Raw genomic sequence first — 21,025 nt, forward strand, 5'->3', positions numbered from 1 at the left:
GGCGTGAGAGGGGGAAACAGGGGCTTGGGTCATGGTCATGCACTCCAGGAAACGGAAGGTTGCTCCAGGGTGAGCCGGAGCTCTGATTGCTGGCCGGGGCCATAGTGGACGCCCAGCGTGGTGATGGCGCCCTGCGAGGCAGGTATCCATGAAGGGTTTTCGCCTGTGCCTGGATTCAAGGCATAGGCAGGAAAGGCGGAGGCCGCCAGCGACAGGCGCAGCGCGTCGCCGGCAGCCAGGGTGGCGCAGGTGGCGTGCATGGCAACGATGACCGCCGTGCCCGGCACGGTTCCGCCAGTGCGCGCATAGCCGTCTGCCAGCACGATGGCGCGGCCGTCCGGCAGCACGCGCGACAAGGTGCAGGCGATATCGAAGTCGGGCAGGTCGGCGCTCAGGTGCAGGCGGGCTTCGATCGGGCCGGCCAGCAAGAGCGGTGCCGTCAGCCTGTCGGTGTCAAAGGTCATGACATCGCCGCGCCTGTCGGTGGGCGTATGGTCCACCGGGCCGGGGGGCGTGCCGTAAGGGCCGCCGACCGAAGGCGCCGGCCGCCAGGGGTCATTGACCAGATAATCGGTGCCGGGTTGCTGTGGCAGCGCCGTGCCGGGGGCGAGCAGGCGGCCTGCACCGATGTGCAATGCCGCAAGACCGTTGCCGGACAGCGCCAGGCGCAGTTCATGCCCAGGCCATTGCGGCAACGTTTTCCAGCTGTGGGCAGCCAGGTCGAACACATGCAGCCCGTTCTCGGTGGCAGCGCTGGCCGGGGCGTCCTTGAGCCAGCGATCGAACCAGCGTACCTGGGCGATATCCATCTGGCTTTCTGCGGCGGGACCGAAGTCCTGGCTGCCGACCTGACGCGTCCAGGGGAAATGCAGCCATGGGCCGATCTCGACGCGCAAGGGCCAGTCTCCCCGCGCCCGCAGGTCTTCCCAGGCCTGCAGTACGGTTTCGTTGTAGCTGTCGTACCAGCCGCCGATGAAAAGCGTGGGGATTTTTTTCGCAGCGATGGCAGGGGCGTGCGCGGCTGCGGAAATGCGTTGCCAGTAGGCATCTTCCGGCGGTGTGTCCAGCCATTTGCCATAGTGGCATAGCGCGGCGTGGCGCCGCATGTACTGTGGCCAGGCCGGGACACTTTCATTCAGCGGCAAGGTTTTCGCGGACGCAGCCAGCTCAGCATAGGCGTCGGCATCGCCGCGCCGCCGCGCCGTCTCCGCCGCCAGCTGGGTGGCCCAGCCCAGGGTGCTTTGCAGGCGCAGCGCACCTTGTTTCCAGGCCCAGCCTTCGCGGGCATCCCAGGGCGTCATGGCCGGGGCGATGGCTTGCAGCGCCGGCCCGGCTTCGATGGCGGCCATGAGCTGGTTGTAGCCCTGGTAGGAAAAACCGTACATGCCCACGCGGCCATTGCTGCCGGGCAGCCTCGCGGCCCAGGCGATGGTATCGGCGCCATCGCTGGCATCGTGCTCGCCGATCAGGAACTCTCCTTCGGAGGTGCCGCGCCCGCGTATGTCCTGAATGACCACGATGTAGCCCTGTGCAGCGTACCAGCTGGGGTGCGCGTAGCAAATGGTGCAGGCAATGCGGCGGCCGTAGGCCTGGCGCATCAGCAGCACCGGATAGGTGCCCGCTTCCGCAGGGCGGTAGATGTCCGCGTCCAGGCGCACGCCATCGCGGGTACGCATGGCAACGGTTTCGGGAGGCAGCGTAGGCAGCATGACGGTGTCTCCTCAGGCGCAGGTCTGCTGGCGCTCGTCCCAGCCGCGCAGTTTGCCGGGGTTGAGCAAGCCCTGGGGATCCAGGCGAGCCTTCAGATCGACAACATCCGGATTGACGCGGCCCTGCTTGCCGTCCTCAACGATGTAAACATGTGGGTTGTTCATGTGCACGCCATGGTCGCGGAAGATCTGCATGATTTCCTGCAGGCGTGCATCGTCGGTATAGCGGACGATCTGCAGGCCGCTGCAGTTCACCGGGCCTTCCTTGGTGCGCAGGAACTCCAGATGGGTCAGCACTTCGCCCTGCAGCAGGGTTTCCAGGGCCATGGCCTGTTCCACGTAGCAGGCCGGGTCGTAGCCGCTCTGGAGGTAAGTGATGCTTTTATCGTGCTTGAAGGCGTTGAGCGTGGTGTGGTTCCAGGTGAATTCGATCAGCGTGTGCGCACCGTTGCGGATGTCGTCCGCCGTCTTGCGATAGGACAGCGTGCCGCCATGGCGTGCCATGATCTCCAGCATGCCGGGCTCCGACGACGGATGCAGCAGCATCAGCGTGGCGTGGCAGCCGGCGGGCAGTTGCAGGGCATCGAGATATTGGGGAATCGGTGCTGCCATGAAGCCGATTTCCTTTTTGATCAGGGCAGGCGCCTGCGCAATTTCGCTGCTGAAGCGCAAGCCCGCCTCGAAACTGTCGAAAGTGGCGATGCATTCCAGCCATTCATAGGCGGGTGCCAGCGCGACTTCCAGTTCCAGCACGATGCCGGTCGTGCCATAGGTGTGGTGCAGCAGCAGGGCTTCGGCGCCGCGCAACTCCAGGATGCGCGGCTCGGCTTCCATGGTCATGACACGCGCGCCCAGCACATTGCCGACGGCGGCAACCGGCCCGTAGGTAATGGAGCCGGCACCGCCGAAGCCTCCGCCATACAGGCCGCCCAGCGTGGCAGTACGGAAGGTGGAGGGCAGCCAGCGCAGCTCGCTGCCATACTGCCGGGCATAGGTATCGAAATCGCTCAGGCGGATGCCAGCCTGGGCGCGGCCAATGCCGTCGCGTACCCAGAGTGGCGTCTGGAAGGCGCTCATGTCCATGATGACGCCGCCATGCAGAGGGGTGGACTGGCCATAGTTGCCTGTTCCGGCGCCGCGCAGTGTCAGCGGGATGCCGGCCCTGGCGCAGACTGAGATCAGGTCGCGGATCTCTGTTTCATTGCGTGGTTTGGCAACGATTTCGCCGCGTTTGCCGGCAAGCTGGCGTTTGAGTACCGGGCTGAACCAGGCAAAGTCGGTGGACAGGCGGCCGACTTTCAGCGGCTCGGTGATCCACTCTATGCCAGGCAGCAGGGCGGGCAGGTCGGCGCAGCTCGTGGGGGAGCCGGAAGCGGAGGTGAGCGATACAGTCATGAAGTTCTCCTGGCGCGGGCAGGCAGCATGGTCAGCGGCCGCTGAACCCGCGAGTGAAAAATGAGAGGTGGCGTGGGCAGGCCGATAGCTGGCGCGGGTCAGGGCTGGCCTTGTTCACTGGTATGCCAGGCTTTGAGTACGCGGTTGGATAGCCAGGCCATCGCACCGAACAGCGCAACGCCCGTGAGGGAAATCAGGAACAGCGCGGCAAACATGCGGGGAATATCAAGCTGGTAACCGGCTTGCAGGATCTGGTAGGCCAGCCCGGAGCCGGTGCCGCCGGTACCGGCGACGAATTCCGCCACCACCGCACCGATCAGCGCCAGGCCGCTGGAGATCCTCAGCCCGCCAAAGAAGTACGGCAGGGCGCTGGGGATGCGCAGGCGGATCAGGCTTTGCAGGCGCGTGGCGCGGTTGAGTTTGAAGAAGCTGGCCAGGTCAGGATCTATACTGCGCAGGCCCAGCGTCGTGTTGGCGATGATGGGAAAGAGAGCCACCAGCGTTGCGCAGATCACCATGGAAAGCGTCGAGTCCTTGACCCAGATGATGATCAAGGGCGCTACGGCAACCACCGGCGTGACCTGCAGCAAAACGGCATAGGGGAACAGCGCGGTTTCTATGGCGCGGCTTTGCACGAACAGAAAGGAAATCAGTACGCCAGCGATGGTGGCGACGATGAAGGCCAGCACGGTGATTTTCAGCGTGACCAGCAGGGCCATGCCCAGCGATTGCCAGTTCGTGATGAGGGTGCCGGCCATGAGCAGCGGTGACGGCACAAGGTAGGGCGGCAGTTCCAGCGCAGACACGCAGGCCTGCCAGATAACCAGCAGCACAACCCCGACAGCGACGGGATAGGCAATGCGCTGATGCGCGTGGAGCGTACGCAAGGAAGCGAAGTGACTCATGATGCGGCCTTTTCGTGAATGGCGCTGGCGTGCAGCAGACTGTCTTGCAGCGTTTTGGCGTACTGGCTGAAACGGGTGCTGACCATGAAGTCCGCAGTGCGAGGAAAGGGCTCTTCGATATCGAAGGTCTCGACCACCCGGCCGGGACGTGCGGCCATGACGACGACCTTGGTAGAGAGAAAGACGGCCTCATGGATGGAGTGCGTGACGAAGACCACGGTCAGCTTGCGCTTGCGCCACAATTCCAGCAGATCCGAATCCAGCTTGTGGCGCGTGATTTCGTCGAGCGCGCCGAAGGGTTCATCCATGAGCAGCAGATCCGGTTCTGTCGCCAGGGCGCGGGCGATGGAAACCCGCATCTGCATGCCGCCGGACAGGGCGCGTGGCAGCGCATCGGCAAAGCCCGACAGGCCAACCATCTCCAGGGCGCCCGCCACGCGTTTGTCGGCGTCCGTTCGTGGTACGCCAGCCAGATCCAGCGGCAGACGGACATTGCTTTGCACCGAGGCCCAGGGCATCAGGGTAGGCGACTGGAAAACGAAGGCCAGGCGCTTGCCGCTGGATTGCAGCTTATCCACCGGTTGCCGCCACAGCAGCAGCCGGCCATCGGATGGCGACAGCAGGCCGGCGATCATTTTCAGCAATGTGCTTTTGCCGCAGCCGGAGGGGCCCAGCAGGGTGATGAACTCGCCCTCGCCGATCTTCATATCCACCGGTTCCAGCGCCCGCGTGCCGTTGGGGTAGGTCTGTTCGGCAGACAGGACTTCGATGGCCGGAATCTCTTCAGGCGCAGCGGAGCCGGCGTGGCGGGGCGTGGTTTCGCCTGATCTGGCAAAGTCGGCGCTGGTTGGCGTGGTGAGGGGCGGGTTCATGGCTGGACTCCGTAGCGGCAGGATCAGGGGGCGGAATGGACGGACTGGATGAGCGTCAGGTCATAGGCCTGTTCCGGTGTCACCTTGGCCGGGTCAAGCAGGCCGACATCAACGAGAAAGTCATAGCTGGCCTGGGCGCGTTCGGGAGTGATGGTGCCTATGCCCTTGGTCGCGGCATCGCCGCCATTGACGATGCCGGTCTCGCGGAGGCGGCCAAGGCTGAAGGCCAGCTGCTCGTCGGTCATGTTGGGGTTTTCCTTTTTGATCAGCGCGTTGCCAGGCGCCGGGTCCTGCAGGTAGCTCGCCCAGCCTTCCGCCGTGGCCGCCAGGAATGCCTCGATCTCTTTGCTGCGGTTCTTCACGGTGTCATCCATGCAGGTCACCGTCGCGGCATAGGCCGGGAAGCCGTAATCGGCGAACATCAGCGTGTTGGCCTTGACGCCCGCTTTCTGCACGGCAAAGGGTTCGGAGGTGAAGTAAGCCTGTTGCGCGACGTTCTTGTCGGCAATAAAGGGCTGGATGTTGTAGGTATAGGGACGCGTTTGGCTATCGGTGAAGCCGTACACCTTTTTCAGCCAGGGCCAGTAGCTTTGATGGGCGTTGCCACCGATCAGGATGGTCTTGTCCTTGAGCTGTTCAAAGGATGTGATGCCGTCGTGGGTAATCAAGGCTTGGGGATCTTTCTGCAGCCAGGCGCCTACGGTTTTGACCGGTACCCCGCTGGCGCGCACCTGCAGCATTTGCAGGTCGCTGGTCCCCATGACGCAATCTGCCTGCCGTCCGGCCATCATTTGCACGATGTTGACTTGCGGGCCACCCATCTTGATGGTGACGTCCAGGCCGTGCTTGTCATAGAGGCCGGTAGCCAAAGCCTGGTACATGCCGCCGTGTTCGGCTTGCGCGTACCAGTTGGTCATGTAGGTGAACTTCGGATTGGCGGCCTGTGCGTGTGCGCCTGTGGCAAGCGCCAGGGCAGACAGCGTCAGGATGCAGGCATGGCGCATGGCGCCGGGCGCGGCGAGACGGAGGGACACGGCATTGCGGCGGGTAGTCATGATGCGGCTCCTGGAGGGCTGAGAGGGGGAACGACAGGGGAAATGAACATGCCGTTGCGCATGACGGCACGAGGGTGGATGCGGGAAGGAAAACCGTGTGCGCTGGCGGCGGGCAGCAAGATGAGATTGGCAGGCGCGCCGGGAGCCAGCGGGGCGGCGCCGCCGTCGATCCAGTCGGCACGGCAGACGCTGTCGGACCAGCGATCGAAGGCGTCCTCCAGCTGGGCGGCCAGCGAGCCGCTGGCAAGCGCGTCCAGGGGGTCGAAACTGCCGCTGGCGCAGAACGGGTCTTCGACGTTATCGCTGGCGAAGAACACCGGGATGCCGCGTGCACGTGCTTCATGCACCAGCGTCAGGCCGCGCAGGCGCGGGGTGTGGCCTGTGCGCGCATCCTGCAGCAGCAGATTGGTGCTTGGCAGGCAGGTCAGCGCAATCGAGGTCTCGGCGACCGCGTCCAGCGCCTGCAGCGCCTGGGTTTCGTCCTGGGCCGCCAGGGCGCAGGCATGGCCGCAGACCACGCGCTGTTCCATACCGGTATGCTTCAGCAGGTGCGCCAGCGTTTGCAGGCCTTGCGCCGCCGGGTTCAGTTCTTCGTCGATATGCAGGTCCAGCGCGAGGCCATGGCGCTGCGCGCTGGTGACCAGGTTGCGCAAGGCGCTTGCATCCCAGTTGCTGGAATGAATGAAGCCGCCCAGGCAGGCCTGTCCATGGTGTTTGGCGACCTGCCGCGCCAGTCGGTCCGCCAGGCTGGCATCGGCATAGAGAGACAGCGGCGCCAGGTTCACGCAGTCGATGCGGATGCGCTCACGCCATTCGGCCGCCAGATCCAGCAGCACTTGCCAGGCCAGGGGCGCCTGGTCGGCCTCCCACCAGTCACAATGGCTGCGCAGGCGTGTCACCCCCGCTTCCCAGGCCCATTGCAAGCCTTGGCTGGCGCGGGTTCGGACATCTTCTTCATCCCAGCTGGCGCGGTCACGCATCATGGCGTCGATGGCACCCAGCAGGCCCGGAAGCTGGTTGCCCGTGCGGTGGCGGGTGAAGGTCTTGTCGAGATGGGTATGGATATCCACCAGGCCGGGCAGGGTCAGCGCGCCTTGCGCGTCATAGTCGCAGCCTGGAGGGCTGGGCCGGTTGGTCGCCGTGCAGCAGAATGCCAGCCCGGCTTCAGGCAGCGGGGGTGTGCCGGCCCGAGCAGGTGTGATGGCGGCAATGCGACCGCCCTCAATGGCAATGTCGCTGAGTCCGCTTGCAGGGCAGCTGGCAGCGCCCAGCCAATTCGGCAGGCGTGCGCGACGCAGGGTCAGGCGAGGCATGTTCATAGATCCAGCACCAGTCGGGAGGAGTGGCTGCCGGCGCAGCAGGGGGCGAGGTATTCGCGCTGTTCGTCAGCGCTCAGGCAGGTATCGTTGTGCTGCGGTTCGCCTTCCAGGTAGCGAGTGACACAGGAGCCGCAGATGCCTTGCTCGCAGACCGTATCCAGTGGCACGCCCGCATGGCGCAACGCATCAGCCATGTTGTCGCCGTCGGCGAGCATGACGCTGCGTTGCTGGCGCGCCAGGAACAATTCCACTGTACGAGGGGCGGCTGCCGGGCGAACCAGGTCTGCTGCGGCCTCAGTGTGAATTGCGGGGGTGGCGATGGCTGGGTCAGGTGCGCCGAAGTGCTCGCTATGGATTCTGCTGGCGGGCAAGTGGGCGCAATGGGCAGCAACCGATGCCATGAATCCGGCAGGGCCGCAGTGGTAGATGTGGGCGTCATCCGGCAGCGCAGACAGGAGATGGGCGAGGGCCGCGTTGGCACTGGCCGCGTCCGGACAGCGGTGTACGCTGACGGCATCGGCCCAGCTGCGGCTGCGCCAGTCCGTCGGCAGCGGCAGGTGCTGCATGTCACGGCAGAATACGGCCAGATGGAAGCGGCCGCCCTGCCGCGCCAGTTCGCTGGCCATGGCGAGTAGCGGTGTGATACCGATGCCGCCGCCCAGCAACAGATGGTAGGAGGCTTCCTGATGCAGTTCGAACAGGTTGCGTGGCGCGGTGGCGCTGAGCCTGGCGCCGGGCACGGCTTCACGATGCAAGGCAAGCGAGCCGCCGCGGCCTTGCGGTTCGCGCTTGACGGCGATCTCGTAGTGGCTGGTTTCAGCCGGGTCGCTGCACAGGGAGTAGGCGCGGGTCAGGCCATTGCCCAGGCGCACGGCAATATGTGCGCCGGCGCGCCACGCGGGCAGCGGCTGGTGGCAGGCGCTGGTCAGGCGAAACAGGCTGATGTCCGGTGTCAAACGCTGCACCTGATGGACGACCAGATCCAGGGGAGTGGATCCGGGGAGGTGGGAGCTTGGCTTGCTGTCCATGTTTTTGACCATTTGGTTTGATCGTTCGATCAGACTCAAGCAATTTGCGTGCCAGCTTGTTAAGCGCCTGTTGCCTGGGGTTTGCCGGCAGCAAGGGGTGCGGGATGCACCAAATCGCAGCAGCGCAGCACCATATCGGTGACGGCTTGCACGATCGGTTCATCGTCAATCGGTTCTTCCGGAGACAGGCCGAGCATGAGTCGAACCTGGATTTCGTAGTCCGCGTAATGCTGCGTGAGCGCCCAGATATGGATGAGCAACAGGTTGGGGTTCATGGAGGGGAGCTTGCCCACCTCTATCCAATGGGCGAGGATGGCGACTTTTTGCTGGATGGAGGCCAGCGCGCGCGGCCAATAGGTGCCGAGATTGGGGCCGCCATCCATCAGTTCGCGTGTAAAGATGCGGCTGAGCGCAGGGTGTTGCAGCGCATGCCGGGTCTTTTGCCGGATGTATTCGCGCAGGATGTAGCCGGGGTCGCCATCCGGATCAAAGATCACATCGGCGGACCAGCTGTTCAAGACGTCATGCAACAGTTCCTGGTACAGCTCCTGTTTGCTGGAGATGTAGTAGTGCAATTGCGGTTTGGAAAGCCCGGCGCGGGCGGCAATATCCTGGGTGGTGGTGCCGCGAAAGCCGCATTGGTCGAAGGCCGCAATGGCAGCGGTACGTATGGTGGCGGCAATCCGGGTGCGATTGGCCTGCTGGCGGGAAATCTTGAGGTCGGCAGTCTGCATGTCTGGTCCTTGAGAGACGGAGGCGGAGCGATGTTGCTGCCCCGTGCATGCAGATAGCCAAGCAAAGGCCATGCCACCTTTGTGGTGCTGGCATGTTGTTTGCTTGTATTCCTTGGCAGCGCCCGGCATCGGGGCGCATGACTCTCCATGGAAAGCCAATATGAAAATCAATGATCCTGCCGTGCTGGCAGATGTTCGTCTGCTGTTCCAGTGCTATGAACGTGCGCTGGTGGAAAACGATGTGGAGACCCTGGACGCGCTGTTCTGGGACAACGCTGCCACGGTGCGTTATGGCGTTGGCGAAACGCTATATGGCATGGAAGAGATCCGCGCTTTTCGCGCAGCCCGTCCGGCAACCGGCCTGGCGCGCACCGTCACGCGGACGCAGATCACGGTGTTTGGCGACCATAGCGCCACGACGCATATCGAGTTCACCCGCGATGGCGTGTCGCGCATTGGCCGGCAAACCCAGACCTGGATCCGTTTTCCCGATGCGGGCTGGAAAGTGGTGTCCGCGCATGTGAGCCTGATGGGAGGATGAGTGCACCGGCCCGAGACGTCCTCTGGGCAGACTGGCGGGCGCGGCCCATGAAAAACGCCGCTGGAATATTCCAGCGGCGCTGAGGCCATCAGGTGGCGGTATGGTGTGACGGCTATCCGGTGCGGATGCCGTCACTGGCCGATCAGGCGGCCTTGGGGCGCCAGCCAAAGCGTGCCAGGGGCAGCAGCGCAATGAAAATGGCGACCAGGGCCGTGATGGCAACATAGTGCGCCGGAGCCAGCGGGTCCTTTTGCAACCAGAGCTGGGTCAGTACGGGCGTCAGGCCACCGAAGATGGCGTAGGCCACGTTATAGGCGAAGCTCAGGCCGGAGAAACGGATGGCCGGCGGGAACGCATGGGTAGATGCGATCGGGGTCGTGGCAATGGCGCCGCAGAACAGGCCCATGAGTGCATATTGCAGGATCAGGTGCGTGGCGTCGATGCCGGGCAGGCTCAGATAGAACCAGTAGGAGGTGATGATCAGGCCGCCCCAGCTGATGATCATGCTGGCTCGGATGCTGATGCGGTCGCACAGCCAGCCGAAGAACACGCAGCCCAGCGTCAGGGTCAGGGTGGCGGCGCAATTGGCCTGCAGCGCCAGGGTGCGCGGGATCGCATAGCGGGCTTGCAGCAGCGTGGGCGTCATCAGGATCAGCACCACGACCGCCGTGGACAAGGACCAGGTCAGGCCGGCAGTGACCATGCATGCCTTGCGATGCTCGCGGATCACCGTCTTGACCGGCATTTCCGTGGCCAGCATGCGCTTGGCGGCCAGCTCCTTGAAGATGGGCGTTTCGCCCAGGAAGCGGCGCAGATAGACCGAGATCAGGCCGAACACGCCGCCCAGGATGAACGGAATGCGCCATGCAAAGTCATTGACTTCTTCAGTGGTGTAGAAGCTGGAAATGGCGATGGACATGATGCTGCCCAGCAGAATGCCGCCAGTGATGCCGGAGGTCAGCGCGCCGACGCCGAACCCGTAATGCTTGCGCGGCACGTGTTCGGCAACGAAGACCCACGCGCCGGGCATTTCACCGCCGATGGCCGCACCTTGCAGCACGCGCATCAAGAGCAGGATCAGCGGTGCGGCGATGCCGATATCTGCATAGGTGGGCGTCAGACCGATGACCAGCGTGGGCAGGGACATCAGGAAAATGGAGAGTGCAAACATGCGTTTGCGGCCCAGGCGGTCGCCGAAGTGGGCGATGATAATGCCGCCCAGGGGGCGCGCCAGGTAACCGGCGGCAAAGATGCCCAGGGTTTGCAGCTGGGACAGCCATTCCGGCATTTCCGGCGGGAAGAACAGATGCCCGATGGTGATGGCGAAGAAAACGAAGATGACGAAGTCGTAGAACTCAAGCGTGCCGCCCAGCGCGGAGAGCGCAAGGGTTTTGTAGTCTTCTTTGTTGAGCGGGCGATTGTCGAGGTCTGAAGGAGTGGTTGAGGCGGAGGTCATGAAAAGTGCTGCAAGTCTGCATCCGTGGAAACAAGGGGGGGAACGCAGCGGACGTTCCTCGGCATATTGAAGGGTGGCAGCCGTCACATTCGTGGCGGGAAAAAGCCCTGTGCGACATCGTAGCGTAAGGACAATGAATCATTTGCATCTCCAGGACACGGCGTCAACTGGAGTTTCCATGCAAAAAAACGCCGCCCATCAGGGCGGCGTCATTTTTTTCCTGCGCAGAGTGGCGGATCAGCCTTCGATCACATCTGCCGGATTTTCTTCCTTGACCGGCTTGACCAGATCCTCGCGTTTCACGCCCAGCCACATGGCGATGGAGGCGGCAACGAAGACCGAGGAATAGATACCGAACCAGATACCGATGGTCAGGGCCAGCGAGAAGTAATGCAGCGAGGGGCCACCGAAGAAGAACATGGCCAGCACCATCATCTGGGTCGAACCGTGGGTAATGATGGTTCGGGAGATGGTCTGGGTGATGGCGCCGTTGATGACTTCCTGGACGCTGGCCTTGCGCTGCTTGCGGAAGTTTTCGCGGATCCGGTCCATGATAACCACGGACTCGTTGACCGAGTAGCCCAGCACGGCCAGGACGCCGGCCAGCACGGGCAGCGAGAACTCCCACTGGAAGAACGCGAAGAAGCCCAGAATGATGACCACATCGTGCAGGTTGGCGATCACGCCGGCGACGGCGAACTTCCACTCGAAGCGAAAGCCCAGGTACACCATGATGCCCAGCACGACGACCAGCAGGGCCATCAGGCCGTTTTCCACCAGTTCCCGGCCCACCTGCGGGCCGACGAATTCCACTCGGCGCAGTTCGACGCTGGGATCGGCGGCCTGCAGGGCAGCCAGTACCGTTTCGCTTTGCGTGGCAGAGGTCTGGCCTTCCGCCAGCGGCAGACGGATCATGACGTCGCGCGAGGTGCCGAAGTTCTGCACCTGGAAATCGCTATAACCCAGGCCGGCCACGGACTTGCGGACATCATCCAGCGGGGCGCTCTGGGTATAGGCCACTTCCAGCACCGTGCCACCGGTGAATTCGATGGAAAGGTGGAATCCTTTGGAAACGATGAAGAAAACCGCGGCAACGAAAGTGACCAGACTGATCAGGTTCAGCACCAGCGCATGGCGCATGAACGGGATAGTGCGGTGTATGCGGAAAAATTCCATGATGCGTCTCAGTCCTTCCCGGGTTTCCAGATGGTGCCGATGGATATCTTGGTGGCCTTGCGGTGCAGGTGGCCGTACCAGAGGTTGACCAGCGCGCGCACGCCCACCACCGATGAGAACATCGAAGTCAGGATGCCCAGGCAGTGCACGACGGCGAAGCCGCGTACCGGGCCGGTGCCGAACGCCAGCAGCGCCAGGCCGACGATCAGCGTGGTCAGGTTGGAGTCAAGAATGGTGCCCCATGCACGCTCGAAGCCCAGGTTGATCGCCTGTTGCGGCGTGGCGCCATTGCGCAGTTCCTCTCGGATCCGCTCATTGATCAGCACGTTGGCGTCAATCGCCATGCCCAGCGTCAGCGCGATAGCGGCGATGCCCGGCAGGGTGAGGGTAGCCTGTAGCATGGACAGCAGCGCCAGCAGCAGCAGCACGTTGAACACCAGGCCGATGGTCGAGAAGATACCGATCAGGTGGTAGTACAGAATGATGAAGACGGCGATGGCCAGGAAGCCATACAGCGTGGCATTGAAGCCTTGCGCGATGTTTTCCGCGCCCAGGCTCGGGCCGATGGTGCGTTCCTCGATGATTTCCATCGGGGCAGCCAGCGCGCCGGCGCGCAGCAGCAGCGCTATATCGGCGGCTTCTTCCGGGCCCATGCTGCCGGAAATCTGCACTTGCCCGCCCGGAATCTCGGAGTTGATGACCGGTGCCGTCACGACCTCGCCCTTGCCCTTTTCGAACAGGAGGATGGCCATGCGCTTGTTGATGTTGTCGCGGGTGATGTCGCGGAAGATGCGCGCGCCCTTGCCGTCGAGCGTCAGGTGGACGGCCGGCAATTGGGTCTGCTGGTCGCGGCCGGGCTGGGCGTCCTGCAGGTTCTCACCGGTCAGCAGCACCTGGCGGCGTACCAGCAGGGGACGGCCGTTGCGGTCTTCGTAGCGCTCCAGCCCGAACGGCACGCGGCCGGCGGCCAGGGCGGACAGGGCCGCCGGGCTGTCATCGACCATGCGGATTTCCAGCGTGGCGGTACGGCCCAGCAATTCCTTGGCGCGTGCCACATCCTGCACGCCCGGCAGCTGCACCACGATACGGTCGCCGCCTTGTTGCTGGATGATGGGCTCGGCCACGCCCAGTTCGTTGATACGGTTGTGCAGCGTCGTGATGTTCTGGCGCAGTGCATTCGTCTGGACGGCGCTGACGGCGGTGGGGCTCAGGACGCCGGCCAGTTGCAGCGGATTGCTGGGGCTGTCGCTGAACTCCAGGTCGGGCAGGCGGCTGCGCAGGGCGCTCAGGGCGCGGTTGCGTGCGTCTTCGTCAGCGAAGGTGGCCGTCACACTGTGGCCGCTGCGTTCCACGCTGGCGTTGGTGATCTTCTGGTCACGCAGCAGACTGCGCACATCCCCGGCCAGCGAGTCGTAACGGGCATTGAGCGCGCCGTTCATATCGACTTGCAGCAGGAAGTGCACACCACCGCGCAGATCCAGCCCCAGGAACATGGGGTGCGCACCCAGTGCACTCAGCCATTGCGGCGAGGCCGACAGCAGGTTGAGGGCAACGGTATAGGAGGGGTTGGCAGGGTCGGGGTTCAGCGTGCGCTCCAGCAGGTCGCGGGCCTGCAGCTGAACATCGGTATTGGCGAAACGCGCGCGCACCGTACCGATCGTGCCGCTTTGTTCGAAACTGGTTCCGGTCGTTTCCAGACCGGCGTCCCGCAACACATTTTCCACCCGGGCCAGCGTATTCTGGTCAACGCGCAGCGTGGCGCGGGCACTGGATATCTGGACGGCGGGAGATTCACCGAAGAAGTTCGGCAGGGTATAGAGCAGGCCAATCACCAGCGCAACGGCGACGGTGATGTACTTCCATATTGGGTAGCGGTTCATTGCCGGTCTGTCTTGAAAAGTCGGATATGGCCCCGGATGAGGCCATATCGGCGGGTATGACGCTTACAGGGACTTAATGGTTCCCTTGGGCAGCACGGTCGTGACTGCAGTTTTCTGCAGCAGGATCTCCACGGGCTTCTCGGCCAGCTCGGCCACTTCCACAGCGACGTAGGCGTCGGTCACGCGGACAACCTTGCCCAGGATGCCGCCGGCGGTCATGACTTCATCGCCCTTGGACAGTGCGGCGACGAGGTTGCGGTGTTCTTTCTGGCGCTTCATCTGAGGGCGGATCATCAGAAAATAGAGGATCACGAACATCAGAATGATGGGCAGCATTCCCATCAGGGCGCCGCCGGTTTCTCCGCCGGGCGCGGCTTGGGCCAGGATAAGGCCGGTCGTTTCAGTTGCGAGCATGAATTCTCCCGTTGATGTTTAGTTATAGATGTTTGAAAAAAGCACCGGCGGGCGGCCGGCAAATTGAAATCCAAACCATTTATTGTAGCGGTACACGAAGGCAAGAGTATGCCAGCACGCCCCAACGTGCCGACATCTCCCTGGCGCAGGCAGCTGCCTGGTGCCGCATACCGTCAATCCACGCCGCGCGCGCGGTCTGCCGCGAATTGCTCGCGCCAGGCCTGGAAGGTTCCGGCCGCAATCGCGTCGCGCATTTCCTGCATGATCTGCAGGTAGAAGTGCAGGTTGTGCAGCGTGTTCAGGCGGGCGCCTGTAATTTCGTTGGCGCGTTGCAAATGGTGCAGATAGGCCCGTGAGAACTGGCGGCAGGTGTGACAGGCGCAATGCATGTCCAGCGGCCGGGTGTCATCGCGATACTTGGCATTGCGGATCTTCACATCGCCATGGCGGGTGAACAGCCAGCCGTTGCGGGCATTACGCGTGGGCATGACGCAATCGAACATATCCACCCCGTTGGCCACACCTTCCACCAGATCTTCCGGGGTGCCTACGCCCATCAGGTAGCGCGGTTTGTGCTGCGGCATGCGCGGTGCGACATGCTGCAGGATGCGGATCATTTCTTCCTTGGGTTCGCCCACAGACAGGCCGCCGATGGCATAGCCATGGAAACCGATATCGGTCAGCCCGGCCAGGGATTCGTCGCGCAGCGATTCGTACATGCCGCCTTGCACGATACCGAACAAGGCATTGGGATTTTCCAGTTGGTCGAAGGCATCCCGGGAGCGGCGGGCCCAGCGCAGCGACATGCGCATCGAGGCGGCGGCTTCGTCCACCGTGGCGGGCCGGCCCTTGATTTCATAAGGAGTGCATTCGTCGAACACCATGGCGATGTCGGAGTTCAGGCCGCGCTGGATGCGCATGGATTCTTCCGGCGTCAGGAACAGCCGGGCGCCGTCGATGGGCGAAGCAAAGCGCACGCCTTCCTCGGTAATCTTGCGCATGCCTTGCAGGCTGAATACCTGGAAGCCGCCGGAGTCGGTCAGGATAGGGCGCTGCCATTGCATGAAGCCGTGCAGGCCACCATGCTTCTGCATGATCTCCACGCCGGGGCGCAGCCACAGGTGAAAGGTATTGCCCAGCACGATCTGGGCACCGATTTCTTCCAGTTCGTGCGGCAGCATCGCCTTGACGCTGCCATAGGTGCCCACGGGCATGAAGATCGGGGTTTCTACGACCCCGTGATTCAGTGTCATGCGGCCACGTCGGGCCAGGCCGTCAGTGGCCAGCAGTTCAAAATTCAGTCCGGTCATTGGGTCACGCTGCGGGGGATTCGATGAACATGGCGTCGCCATAGCTGAAGAAGCGGTAGCGCTCGGCTACGGCATGCGCATAGGCGCGCTGTATGGGTTCCACGCCTGCCAGGGCCGACACCAGCATCAGCAGGGTCGATTGCGGCAGGTGGAAGTTGGTAATCAGGGCATCAATATAGTGGAAACGATAGCCGGGCGTGATGAATAGCCTGGTATCGCCGGTTACGGGCTGCCTGGCAGGCGGCGTCTTGCCGTCGAGCTGGGCGGCGGCCGACTCCAGGGCGCGGACGCTGGTGGTGCCCACGGCGATGACACGGCCGCCGGCGGCGCGTGCCTGCTCGATGGCGGCCAGCGTGGCGGCCGGTACGGTATAGCGCTCGGCGTGCATGACATGATCTTCGATGCGATCAGCGCGTACCGGCTGGAAGGTGCCCGCGCCAACATGCAGGGTCACGAAGGCCCGGGCGACGCCCTGGGCCGCCAAGCGTTCCAGCATGGCCTCATCGAAATGCAGGCCGGCAGTGGGAGCGGCCACGGCGCCCGGTTCGCGGGCATAGACCGTCTGGTAGCGGCTGTCGTCCTCGGCGTCCGGACTGTGCTCGATATAGGGGGGCAGCGGCGTGGCGCCATGCTGGTCGAGCAGCGACAGCGCGTCGTCCGGGAAGCGCAGATGGAACAAAGCGCCGTCTCGTCCCAGAACTTCGGCGTCGAAAGCGTCCGCCAGGCGGATGCCGCTGCCGGGCTTGGGCGACTTGCTGGAGCGGATGTGGGCCAGGACTTCAGTGCCGCTGAGAATGCGTTCGACCAGCACCTCGATCCTGCCGCCGCTGTGCTTGGTGCCGAACAGCCTGGCCTTGATGACCCGGGTATCGTTGAAGATCAGCAGATCGGCAGGACGCAGCAGTGTCGGTAACTGGCTGAAATGCATATCCAGCAGGCTGGATTGTGAATCCAGCCGCAGCAGCCGGCTGGCATCGCGGCGGGCGGCCGGTGCTTGGGCAATCAGTTCCGGAGGCAGCGTATAGTCGTAATCGGAAAGCAGCAGGGGAGTGGACACGGGACGGAGGAATATCTGGCGCGCAAGGCGTGGTGGGCCGGCGCAATACGCCGGCAGGTTCATGCATTTTAGACCTTGCATGAAGGGTTTGTGGGCGAGGACGGGTTTTGGTTATGCTGGCGCAGGCGCGGCACCATGGCGTGCCGCTTCCGGCAGCGGAAAGACCCGGGAAGAACAGCGGAAAGAATATGGCGTTACTGGCGAAAATGTGGTCTGGCAGGGGAATGGCAGCCTGGATGCTGCTGGGCGCGGCATGGCTGTGGACCCCGGCGCAGGCAGCGCTGAAAGGGGTGCCTGCGGACGTCGAGAGCGCCTGGCGTGCGACAGGCTTGCCCGAGGAATCGCTGTCGCTGGTCGTGCGGGAGCTGGCGGGCAAGGAATTGGTCAGCATCAACGGCAATGTGCCGCGCAATCCGGCGTCGGTCATGAAACTGGTGACAACCTGGGCGGCCTTGTCCGAGCTGGGTCCGGCCCATACCTGGCGCACGGCCTTGTTGACCGAGCCGGGCGCGCGTCCGGATGCCCAGGGGAGCCTGCCGGGCGCCTTGTACGTGAAAGCGTCGGGCGACCCCTTGTTCGATGTCCGCGATCTGTGGGCCTTGCTGCGCGAGTTGCGCCTGCGCGGCGTGCAGCATATCGGGCAGGTCGTGGTAGATCGCAGTGTATTCGGGCCGGTGGAGATTGATCCCGGCGCTTTCGATGGCGCCGGCGACCGTCCCTACAACGCCAGCCCGGATGCGCTGGTGGTCGGGTTCGGCGCGTCGCGCCTGTTGTTCATTCCTGATGCGCCGGCGCGCAAATGGCGTGCCACCATGGATCCCCCCCTGCCAGGCGTGCGCCTGGAAGGGGAAGTGGAATGGAGCGACATCCGCTGCCCGGGGGCTCCGGTCGTGCGTACCGAGCCGGTGATTCACCAGGATGGCATCGTGCTGCGGCTCAGCGGCAAGGTGGCGGGGTCTTGCGGCGAATTCAGCCTGTATCGGCTGGCGCTGGGACAGGTTGATTTTGCCCGGCGCACCTTTGAATATCTCTGGCGTTCCATGGGGGGCACCTTTGGCGGCCAATGGCGCGAGGGCCAGGTGCCGCCGGATGCGGTGCTGCTGGCCCAGCACGAGTCGCCGCCCTTGTCGGATGTGATCCGCGTCATCAACAAGCGCAGCAACAATGTCATGGCGCGCATGCTGCTGCTGGCCTTGGGCGCTGAGCGCGGGCGAGGCCCGGCGACGGTGTCGGGCAGCGAACAGGTGGCGCAGGCCGTGCTGGCACGACAAGGTTTGAACATGCCGGAGCTGGTGCTGGACAACGGTGCGGGCCTGTCGCGCCGGGCAGCTGTCTCTGCGAATAGCCTGGTAGCGCTGCTGGAAGTGGCCTGGCGTTCGCCCTGGATGCCGGAATACCTGTCCTCGATGGCGATCGTCGGCGTGGACGGGACGGTCAGGCGGCGCTTGCAGAACAAATCGGCTCAGGGGCGGGCACACCTGAAAACAGGTTCTCTGCGCGATGTCCGGGCAATTGCCGGTTACGTGGCCAGCGCCAGCGGTAAACGCTATATCGTGGTCAGTATCGTGAACCATGCCGAGGCAGACAAAGTGCGTGCTTTCGATGACGCGCTGGTTGCCTGGCTGGCCGAGCGTTGAGAGAGGAAATGGCGGGTGCGGGGCGCATGGCTTGCATTTAGTTCTTGCCAGCGGCCTGGCCTTCCGTTATAGATGCGAGCGCAGATATACGGAGATATTTCATGGCACTTTACGAAGTTCGCCACCCGCTGATTCGTCACAAGCTCGGGTTGATGCGGCGCGCCGATTTGAGCACCAAAAGCTTTCGCGAGCTGTCCCAGGAAGTCGCAGCCCTGCTGACTTATGAAGCTTCGCGTGATATGCCGCTCGAAGCGCATGAGGTTCAGGGCTGGTGCGGCACGGTCAGTGTGGAAAAGCTGGCTGGCAAGAAAGTCACGGTCGTGCCCATCTTGCGCGCCGGTATCGGTATGCTGGATGGCGTACTGACCTTGATCCCAGGGGCGAGAGTGAGCGCGGTGGGCGTGGCGCGCAATGAAGAAACGCTGGAGGCCCACACTTATCTGGAAAAGCTGGCCAGTGATATGGATCAGCGTCTGGCCTTGATCATCGACCCCATGCTGGCGACCGGTGGTTCCATGGTGGCGACCATTGATCTGCTCAAGCGTGCGGGCTGCCGCGATATCCGCGCCCTGGTGCTGGTGGCCGCGCCGGCAGGCATTGAGAAGGTGCAGTCCCGCCATCCCGATGTTGATATCTATACGGCGTCGATAGACCAGGGATTGAACGAGCATGGCTATATCGTGCCAGGCCTGGGCGATGCCGGCGACCGGATCTTCGGCACGCAGCAAAAAAGCAGTTGAAACGCTGCTGAGCGTCTTCAGAGCGGGCCGCTGCGCCAGGGTTGGCGCAGCGGCCCGTTTACGCAGACTGTGCTGCGCGTCTTGCGGCCGCCTGGCCTGTGCCAGGCCAGGGGCAGACGTATGCGGCGTCAGGTCGTGCAGACCACCGGCCTGTCGGCCGCTTGCGGCGTGGGGGCAGGCGATAGCAGTTCGCCAAACCAGGCGTGTTCGCGGGCCAGCGCGGCGACTTCCCCGATCAGCAGCAAGGCGGGGGCATGGATGTCATGCCAGCTGGCGTCCTGCGCCATGCGCGCCAGCGTGGTGGGCAAAACGCGTTGCTTGGGCAAGGAGCCGTTCTCTATCAGCGCACAGGGGGTATCCGCGCTGCGGCCGTGGGCCAGCAGACGCGCGCTCAAAGCTTCCAGTTGGCCCACGCCCATATAAAAGGCCAGGGTCTGGCGTTCTGCCGCGAGGGCCTGCCAATCCAGGGTGTCGTCGGATTTGGCGCAATGCGCGGTAATCAGACGAACGGATTGCGCATGGTCGCGGTGTGTCAGGGGAATGCCGCTGTAGGCAGCACAGGCCAGCGCTGCGGTAATGCCAGGCACGATGTCATAGGGAATGCCATCGGCGCGCAATGCGCTGATTTCTTCGCCGCCGCGGCCGAAAATGAAGGCGTCGCCACCCTTCAGCCTGACCACCTTGCGGCCGGCACGGGCATGTTCCCGCATCAGTGCGTGAATCGTGTCCTGGGTGGCATCATGATTTCCGCCCAGGCGCTTGCCCACGGAAATGCGCGTTGCATCACGGCGCGCCAGCGCGAGGATATCGGCACTGACCAGGCGGTCGTACAGGATGACATCGGCTTCATTCAAGGCGCGCAGGGCCTTGAGCGTCAGCAGGCCGGGGTCGCCGGGGCCGGCGCCAACCAGGGTAACGCTGCCTGGCAGGGGTGCTGAGTCCTGTTCCAGGGCTGCGCTCAGGGTTTGTTCCGCATCGTCAGGCCTGGCCTGGCGCAACAGGGCAGCGACCGGGCCGTCCAGCAGCCAGTCGTAGAACTGGCGCCGGCGCCGCAAGTCCGGAAAGCGTGCGCGGATGCGGTGGCGCTGGCGGGCGGCCAGTTGTGCCAGGCTTCCCAGCGAATGATCCAGCAGGCTTTCCAGACGTTCACGGATACGCCGCGCCAGCACTGGCGCCGTACCGGCAGAGGAAATGGCGATCTGGATCGGTGAGCGATGGACGACGGATGGCACCTGGAAGCTGCAGCGCTGCGGGTCGTCCACCACATTGGTGAAAATGCGTCGGGCTTCGCCTGCGGTTGCGACGGCGGCATTCAGGGCTGCGTCGTCGGTTGCGGCGATCACCAGCCAGCAGTCTTCCAGCCATTCCGGTTCGAAACAGCCGTTGACATGGTGCAGCCTGCCGCTATCGGCCAGGTCGCGCAGTGCCGGCGTCAGCGTAGGCGCGCCCAGCCTGACAGCAGCGCCCGCTTCTAGCAGGGCCTGGGTCTTGCGTTCGGCAACATCGCCGCCACCCACGACCAGAACGGTGCGGTTGCGCAAGTCGGCAAAAATCGGAAACAGCGGCATGGCGGGGCAGGGCGGCAAGGGAGGCAGGCCATTTTGGCACCGGGCTGCTACAGCTGGAATGATTGAAAAATCATGACTTAATGACTTATTGGCATATGCCAGGCGGAAGGCCGGTCGCGGCAGGATAGGGGAGCTCGGGTTGTGGGCGTCTGGCATCATGCAGGCCGGCCTGCGCCATGGCAGGCGTGGGGCGGCAGAGCGGACGGAAAGTGACCGGCAGGCAGGTGGC

18 protein-coding genes are annotated in these 21,025 nt (G+C 63.8%); 3 read left to right on the plus strand and 15 right to left on the minus strand.

Annotated elements, in window-relative coordinates:
• Positions 1 to 35: 35 nt before the first annotated feature.
• The 8 genes from ACNA1V_RS14975 to ACNA1V_RS15010 form a co-directional block, all read right to left on the minus strand.
• The gene (locus ACNA1V_RS14975; RefSeq protein ID WP_415834406.1) at positions 36 to 1,709 is read right to left on the minus strand and encodes a CocE/NonD family hydrolase; all 1,674 of its coding nucleotides are present in this window, start codon (positions 1,707 to 1,709) and stop codon (positions 36 to 38) included.
• 12 nt (positions 1,710 to 1,721) lie between these two features.
• Entirely contained in the window at positions 1,722 to 3,104 is a 1,383-nt protein-coding gene (locus ACNA1V_RS14980; protein WP_415834407.1) for an FAD-binding oxidoreductase, read from the minus strand.
• 98 nt (positions 3,105 to 3,202) lie between these two features.
• Positions 3,203 to 4,009 carry an ABC transporter permease gene (locus tag ACNA1V_RS14985; protein WP_415834408.1) on the minus strand — a complete coding sequence of 269 codons (807 nt, stop codon included), beginning with the start codon at positions 4,007 to 4,009 and terminating at the stop codon, positions 3,203 to 3,205.
• Positions 4,006 to 4,881 (minus strand): ABC transporter ATP-binding protein, encoded by an 876-nt coding sequence (locus ACNA1V_RS14990; RefSeq protein WP_415834409.1) that lies wholly within the window; start codon positions 4,879 to 4,881, stop codon positions 4,006 to 4,008. Before ACNA1V_RS14990 ends, ACNA1V_RS14985 begins: the two co-directional genes overlap by 4 nt.
• A 23-nt stretch (positions 4,882 to 4,904) precedes the next feature.
• Positions 4,905 to 5,885 carry an ABC transporter substrate-binding protein gene (locus tag ACNA1V_RS14995; protein WP_415834447.1) on the minus strand — a complete coding sequence of 327 codons (981 nt, stop codon included), beginning with the start codon at positions 5,883 to 5,885 and terminating at the stop codon, positions 4,905 to 4,907.
• Positions 5,886 to 5,932: 47 nt separating this feature from the next.
• Complete coding sequence (locus tag ACNA1V_RS15000) at positions 5,933 to 7,249, minus strand: amidohydrolase family protein (RefSeq protein ID WP_415834410.1); 1,317 nt, start codon at positions 7,247 to 7,249, stop codon at positions 5,933 to 5,935.
• Between the two features lie 2 nt (positions 7,250 to 7,251).
• The gene (locus ACNA1V_RS15005) at positions 7,252 to 8,283 is read right to left on the minus strand and encodes a PDR/VanB family oxidoreductase (RefSeq protein ID WP_415834411.1); all 1,032 of its coding nucleotides are present in this window, start codon (positions 8,281 to 8,283) and stop codon (positions 7,252 to 7,254) included.
• A 59-nt stretch (positions 8,284 to 8,342) separates the two neighbouring features.
• Positions 8,343 to 9,017 (minus strand): TetR family transcriptional regulator C-terminal domain-containing protein, encoded by a 675-nt coding sequence (locus ACNA1V_RS15010; protein ID WP_415834412.1) that lies wholly within the window; start codon positions 9,015 to 9,017, stop codon positions 8,343 to 8,345.
• Positions 9,018 to 9,177: 160 nt separating this feature from the next.
• Between ACNA1V_RS15010 and hpxZ the strand changes: the two genes are divergently transcribed.
• Complete coding sequence (hpxZ, locus tag ACNA1V_RS15015) at positions 9,178 to 9,558, plus strand: oxalurate catabolism protein HpxZ (protein ID WP_415834413.1); 381 nt, start codon at positions 9,178 to 9,180, stop codon at positions 9,556 to 9,558.
• A 142-nt stretch (positions 9,559 to 9,700) separates the two neighbouring features.
• Here hpxZ and ACNA1V_RS15020 read toward each other — a convergent pair whose 3' ends face one another.
• From ACNA1V_RS15020 to queA, 6 genes are all read right to left on the minus strand, one after another.
• On the minus strand, positions 9,701 to 11,014 hold the full coding sequence (locus ACNA1V_RS15020; RefSeq protein ID WP_415834414.1) for an MFS transporter: 1,314 nt from the start codon (positions 11,012 to 11,014) through the stop codon (positions 9,701 to 9,703).
• A 237-nt stretch (positions 11,015 to 11,251) separates the two neighbouring features.
• Positions 11,252 to 12,190 carry a protein translocase subunit SecF gene (gene secF, locus ACNA1V_RS15025; RefSeq protein ID WP_415834415.1) on the minus strand — a complete coding sequence of 313 codons (939 nt, stop codon included), beginning with the start codon at positions 12,188 to 12,190 and terminating at the stop codon, positions 11,252 to 11,254.
• A gap of 8 nt (positions 12,191 to 12,198) precedes the next feature.
• Complete coding sequence (secD, locus tag ACNA1V_RS15030; protein ID WP_415834416.1) at positions 12,199 to 14,070, minus strand: protein translocase subunit SecD; 1,872 nt, start codon at positions 14,068 to 14,070, stop codon at positions 12,199 to 12,201.
• 63 nt (positions 14,071 to 14,133) lie between these two features.
• Positions 14,134 to 14,484 (minus strand): preprotein translocase subunit YajC, encoded by a 351-nt coding sequence (gene yajC, locus ACNA1V_RS15035; RefSeq protein ID WP_415834417.1) that lies wholly within the window; start codon positions 14,482 to 14,484, stop codon positions 14,134 to 14,136.
• A 173-nt stretch (positions 14,485 to 14,657) separates the two neighbouring features.
• Positions 14,658 to 15,794, minus strand: coding sequence for a tRNA guanosine(34) transglycosylase Tgt (gene tgt, locus ACNA1V_RS15040; RefSeq protein ID WP_415834418.1), 1,137 nt, complete (start codon positions 15,792 to 15,794; stop codon positions 14,658 to 14,660).
• Positions 15,795 to 15,798: 4 nt separating this feature from the next.
• Complete coding sequence (gene queA / locus ACNA1V_RS15045; RefSeq protein ID WP_415834419.1) at positions 15,799 to 16,851, minus strand: tRNA preQ1(34) S-adenosylmethionine ribosyltransferase-isomerase QueA; 1,053 nt, start codon at positions 16,849 to 16,851, stop codon at positions 15,799 to 15,801.
• A 224-nt stretch (positions 16,852 to 17,075) separates the two neighbouring features.
• Between queA and dacB the strand changes: the two genes are divergently transcribed.
• Both dacB and upp read left to right on the plus strand, forming a co-directional pair.
• Complete coding sequence (gene dacB / locus ACNA1V_RS15050) at positions 17,076 to 18,488, plus strand: D-alanyl-D-alanine carboxypeptidase/D-alanyl-D-alanine endopeptidase (RefSeq protein ID WP_415834420.1); 1,413 nt, start codon at positions 17,076 to 17,078, stop codon at positions 18,486 to 18,488.
• A 101-nt stretch (positions 18,489 to 18,589) separates the two neighbouring features.
• Positions 18,590 to 19,228, plus strand: coding sequence for a uracil phosphoribosyltransferase (upp, locus tag ACNA1V_RS15055; protein ID WP_415834421.1), 639 nt, complete (start codon positions 18,590 to 18,592; stop codon positions 19,226 to 19,228).
• A 128-nt stretch (positions 19,229 to 19,356) separates the two neighbouring features.
• Here the strand turns inward: upp and cysG are convergent, their stop codons facing one another.
• Entirely contained in the window at positions 19,357 to 20,796 is a 1,440-nt protein-coding gene (gene cysG / locus ACNA1V_RS15060; RefSeq protein ID WP_415834422.1) for a siroheme synthase CysG, read from the minus strand.
• Between the last annotated feature and the right edge of the window lie 229 nt (positions 20,797 to 21,025).

The sequence above is a fragment of the Kerstersia similis genome (assembly GCF_965139615.1).
GTDB classification, from domain to species: Bacteria; Pseudomonadota; Gammaproteobacteria; order Burkholderiales; family Burkholderiaceae_B; genus Kerstersia; species Kerstersia similis.

Bases quoted from the DNA above. Each gene is read 5' to 3' on its own strand.
- ACNA1V_RS14975 (WP_415834406.1), bottom strand. From the start codon at position 1,709: ATGCTGCCTACGCTGCCTCCCGAAACCGTTGCCATGCGTACCCGCGAT.
- ACNA1V_RS14980 (WP_415834407.1), bottom strand. From the start codon at position 3,104: ATGACTGTATCGCTCACCTCCGCTTCCGGCTCCCCCACGAGCTGCGCC.
- ACNA1V_RS14985 (WP_415834408.1), bottom strand. From the start codon at position 4,009: ATGAGTCACTTCGCTTCCTTGCGTACGCTCCACGCGCATCAGCGCATT.
- ACNA1V_RS14990 (WP_415834409.1), bottom strand. From the start codon at position 4,881: ATGAACCCGCCCCTCACCACGCCAACCAGCGCCGACTTTGCCAGATCA.
- ACNA1V_RS14995 (WP_415834447.1), bottom strand. From the start codon at position 5,885: ATGCGCCATGCCTGCATCCTGACGCTGTCTGCCCTGGCGCTTGCCACA.
- ACNA1V_RS15000 (WP_415834410.1), bottom strand. From the start codon at position 7,249: ATGCCTCGCCTGACCCTGCGTCGCGCACGCCTGCCGAATTGGCTGGGC.
- ACNA1V_RS15005 (WP_415834411.1), bottom strand. From the start codon at position 8,283: ATGGACAGCAAGCCAAGCTCCCACCTCCCCGGATCCACTCCCCTGGAT.
- ACNA1V_RS15010 (WP_415834412.1), bottom strand. From the start codon at position 9,017: ATGCAGACTGCCGACCTCAAGATTTCCCGCCAGCAGGCCAATCGCACC.
- hpxZ (WP_415834413.1), top strand. From the start codon at position 9,178: ATGAAAATCAATGATCCTGCCGTGCTGGCAGATGTTCGTCTGCTGTTC.
- ACNA1V_RS15020 (WP_415834414.1), bottom strand. From the start codon at position 11,014: ATGACCTCCGCCTCAACCACTCCTTCAGACCTCGACAATCGCCCGCTC.
- secF (WP_415834415.1), bottom strand. From the start codon at position 12,190: ATGGAATTTTTCCGCATACACCGCACTATCCCGTTCATGCGCCATGCG.
- secD (WP_415834416.1), bottom strand. From the start codon at position 14,070: ATGAACCGCTACCCAATATGGAAGTACATCACCGTCGCCGTTGCGCTG.
- yajC (WP_415834417.1), bottom strand. From the start codon at position 14,484: ATGCTCGCAACTGAAACGACCGGCCTTATCCTGGCCCAAGCCGCGCCC.
- tgt (WP_415834418.1), bottom strand. From the start codon at position 15,794: ATGACCGGACTGAATTTTGAACTGCTGGCCACTGACGGCCTGGCCCGA.
- dacB (WP_415834420.1), top strand. From the start codon at position 17,076: ATGGCAGCCTGGATGCTGCTGGGCGCGGCATGGCTGTGGACCCCGGCG.
- upp (WP_415834421.1), top strand. From the start codon at position 18,590: ATGGCACTTTACGAAGTTCGCCACCCGCTGATTCGTCACAAGCTCGGG.
- cysG (WP_415834422.1), bottom strand. From the start codon at position 20,796: ATGCCGCTGTTTCCGATTTTTGCCGACTTGCGCAACCGCACCGTTCTG.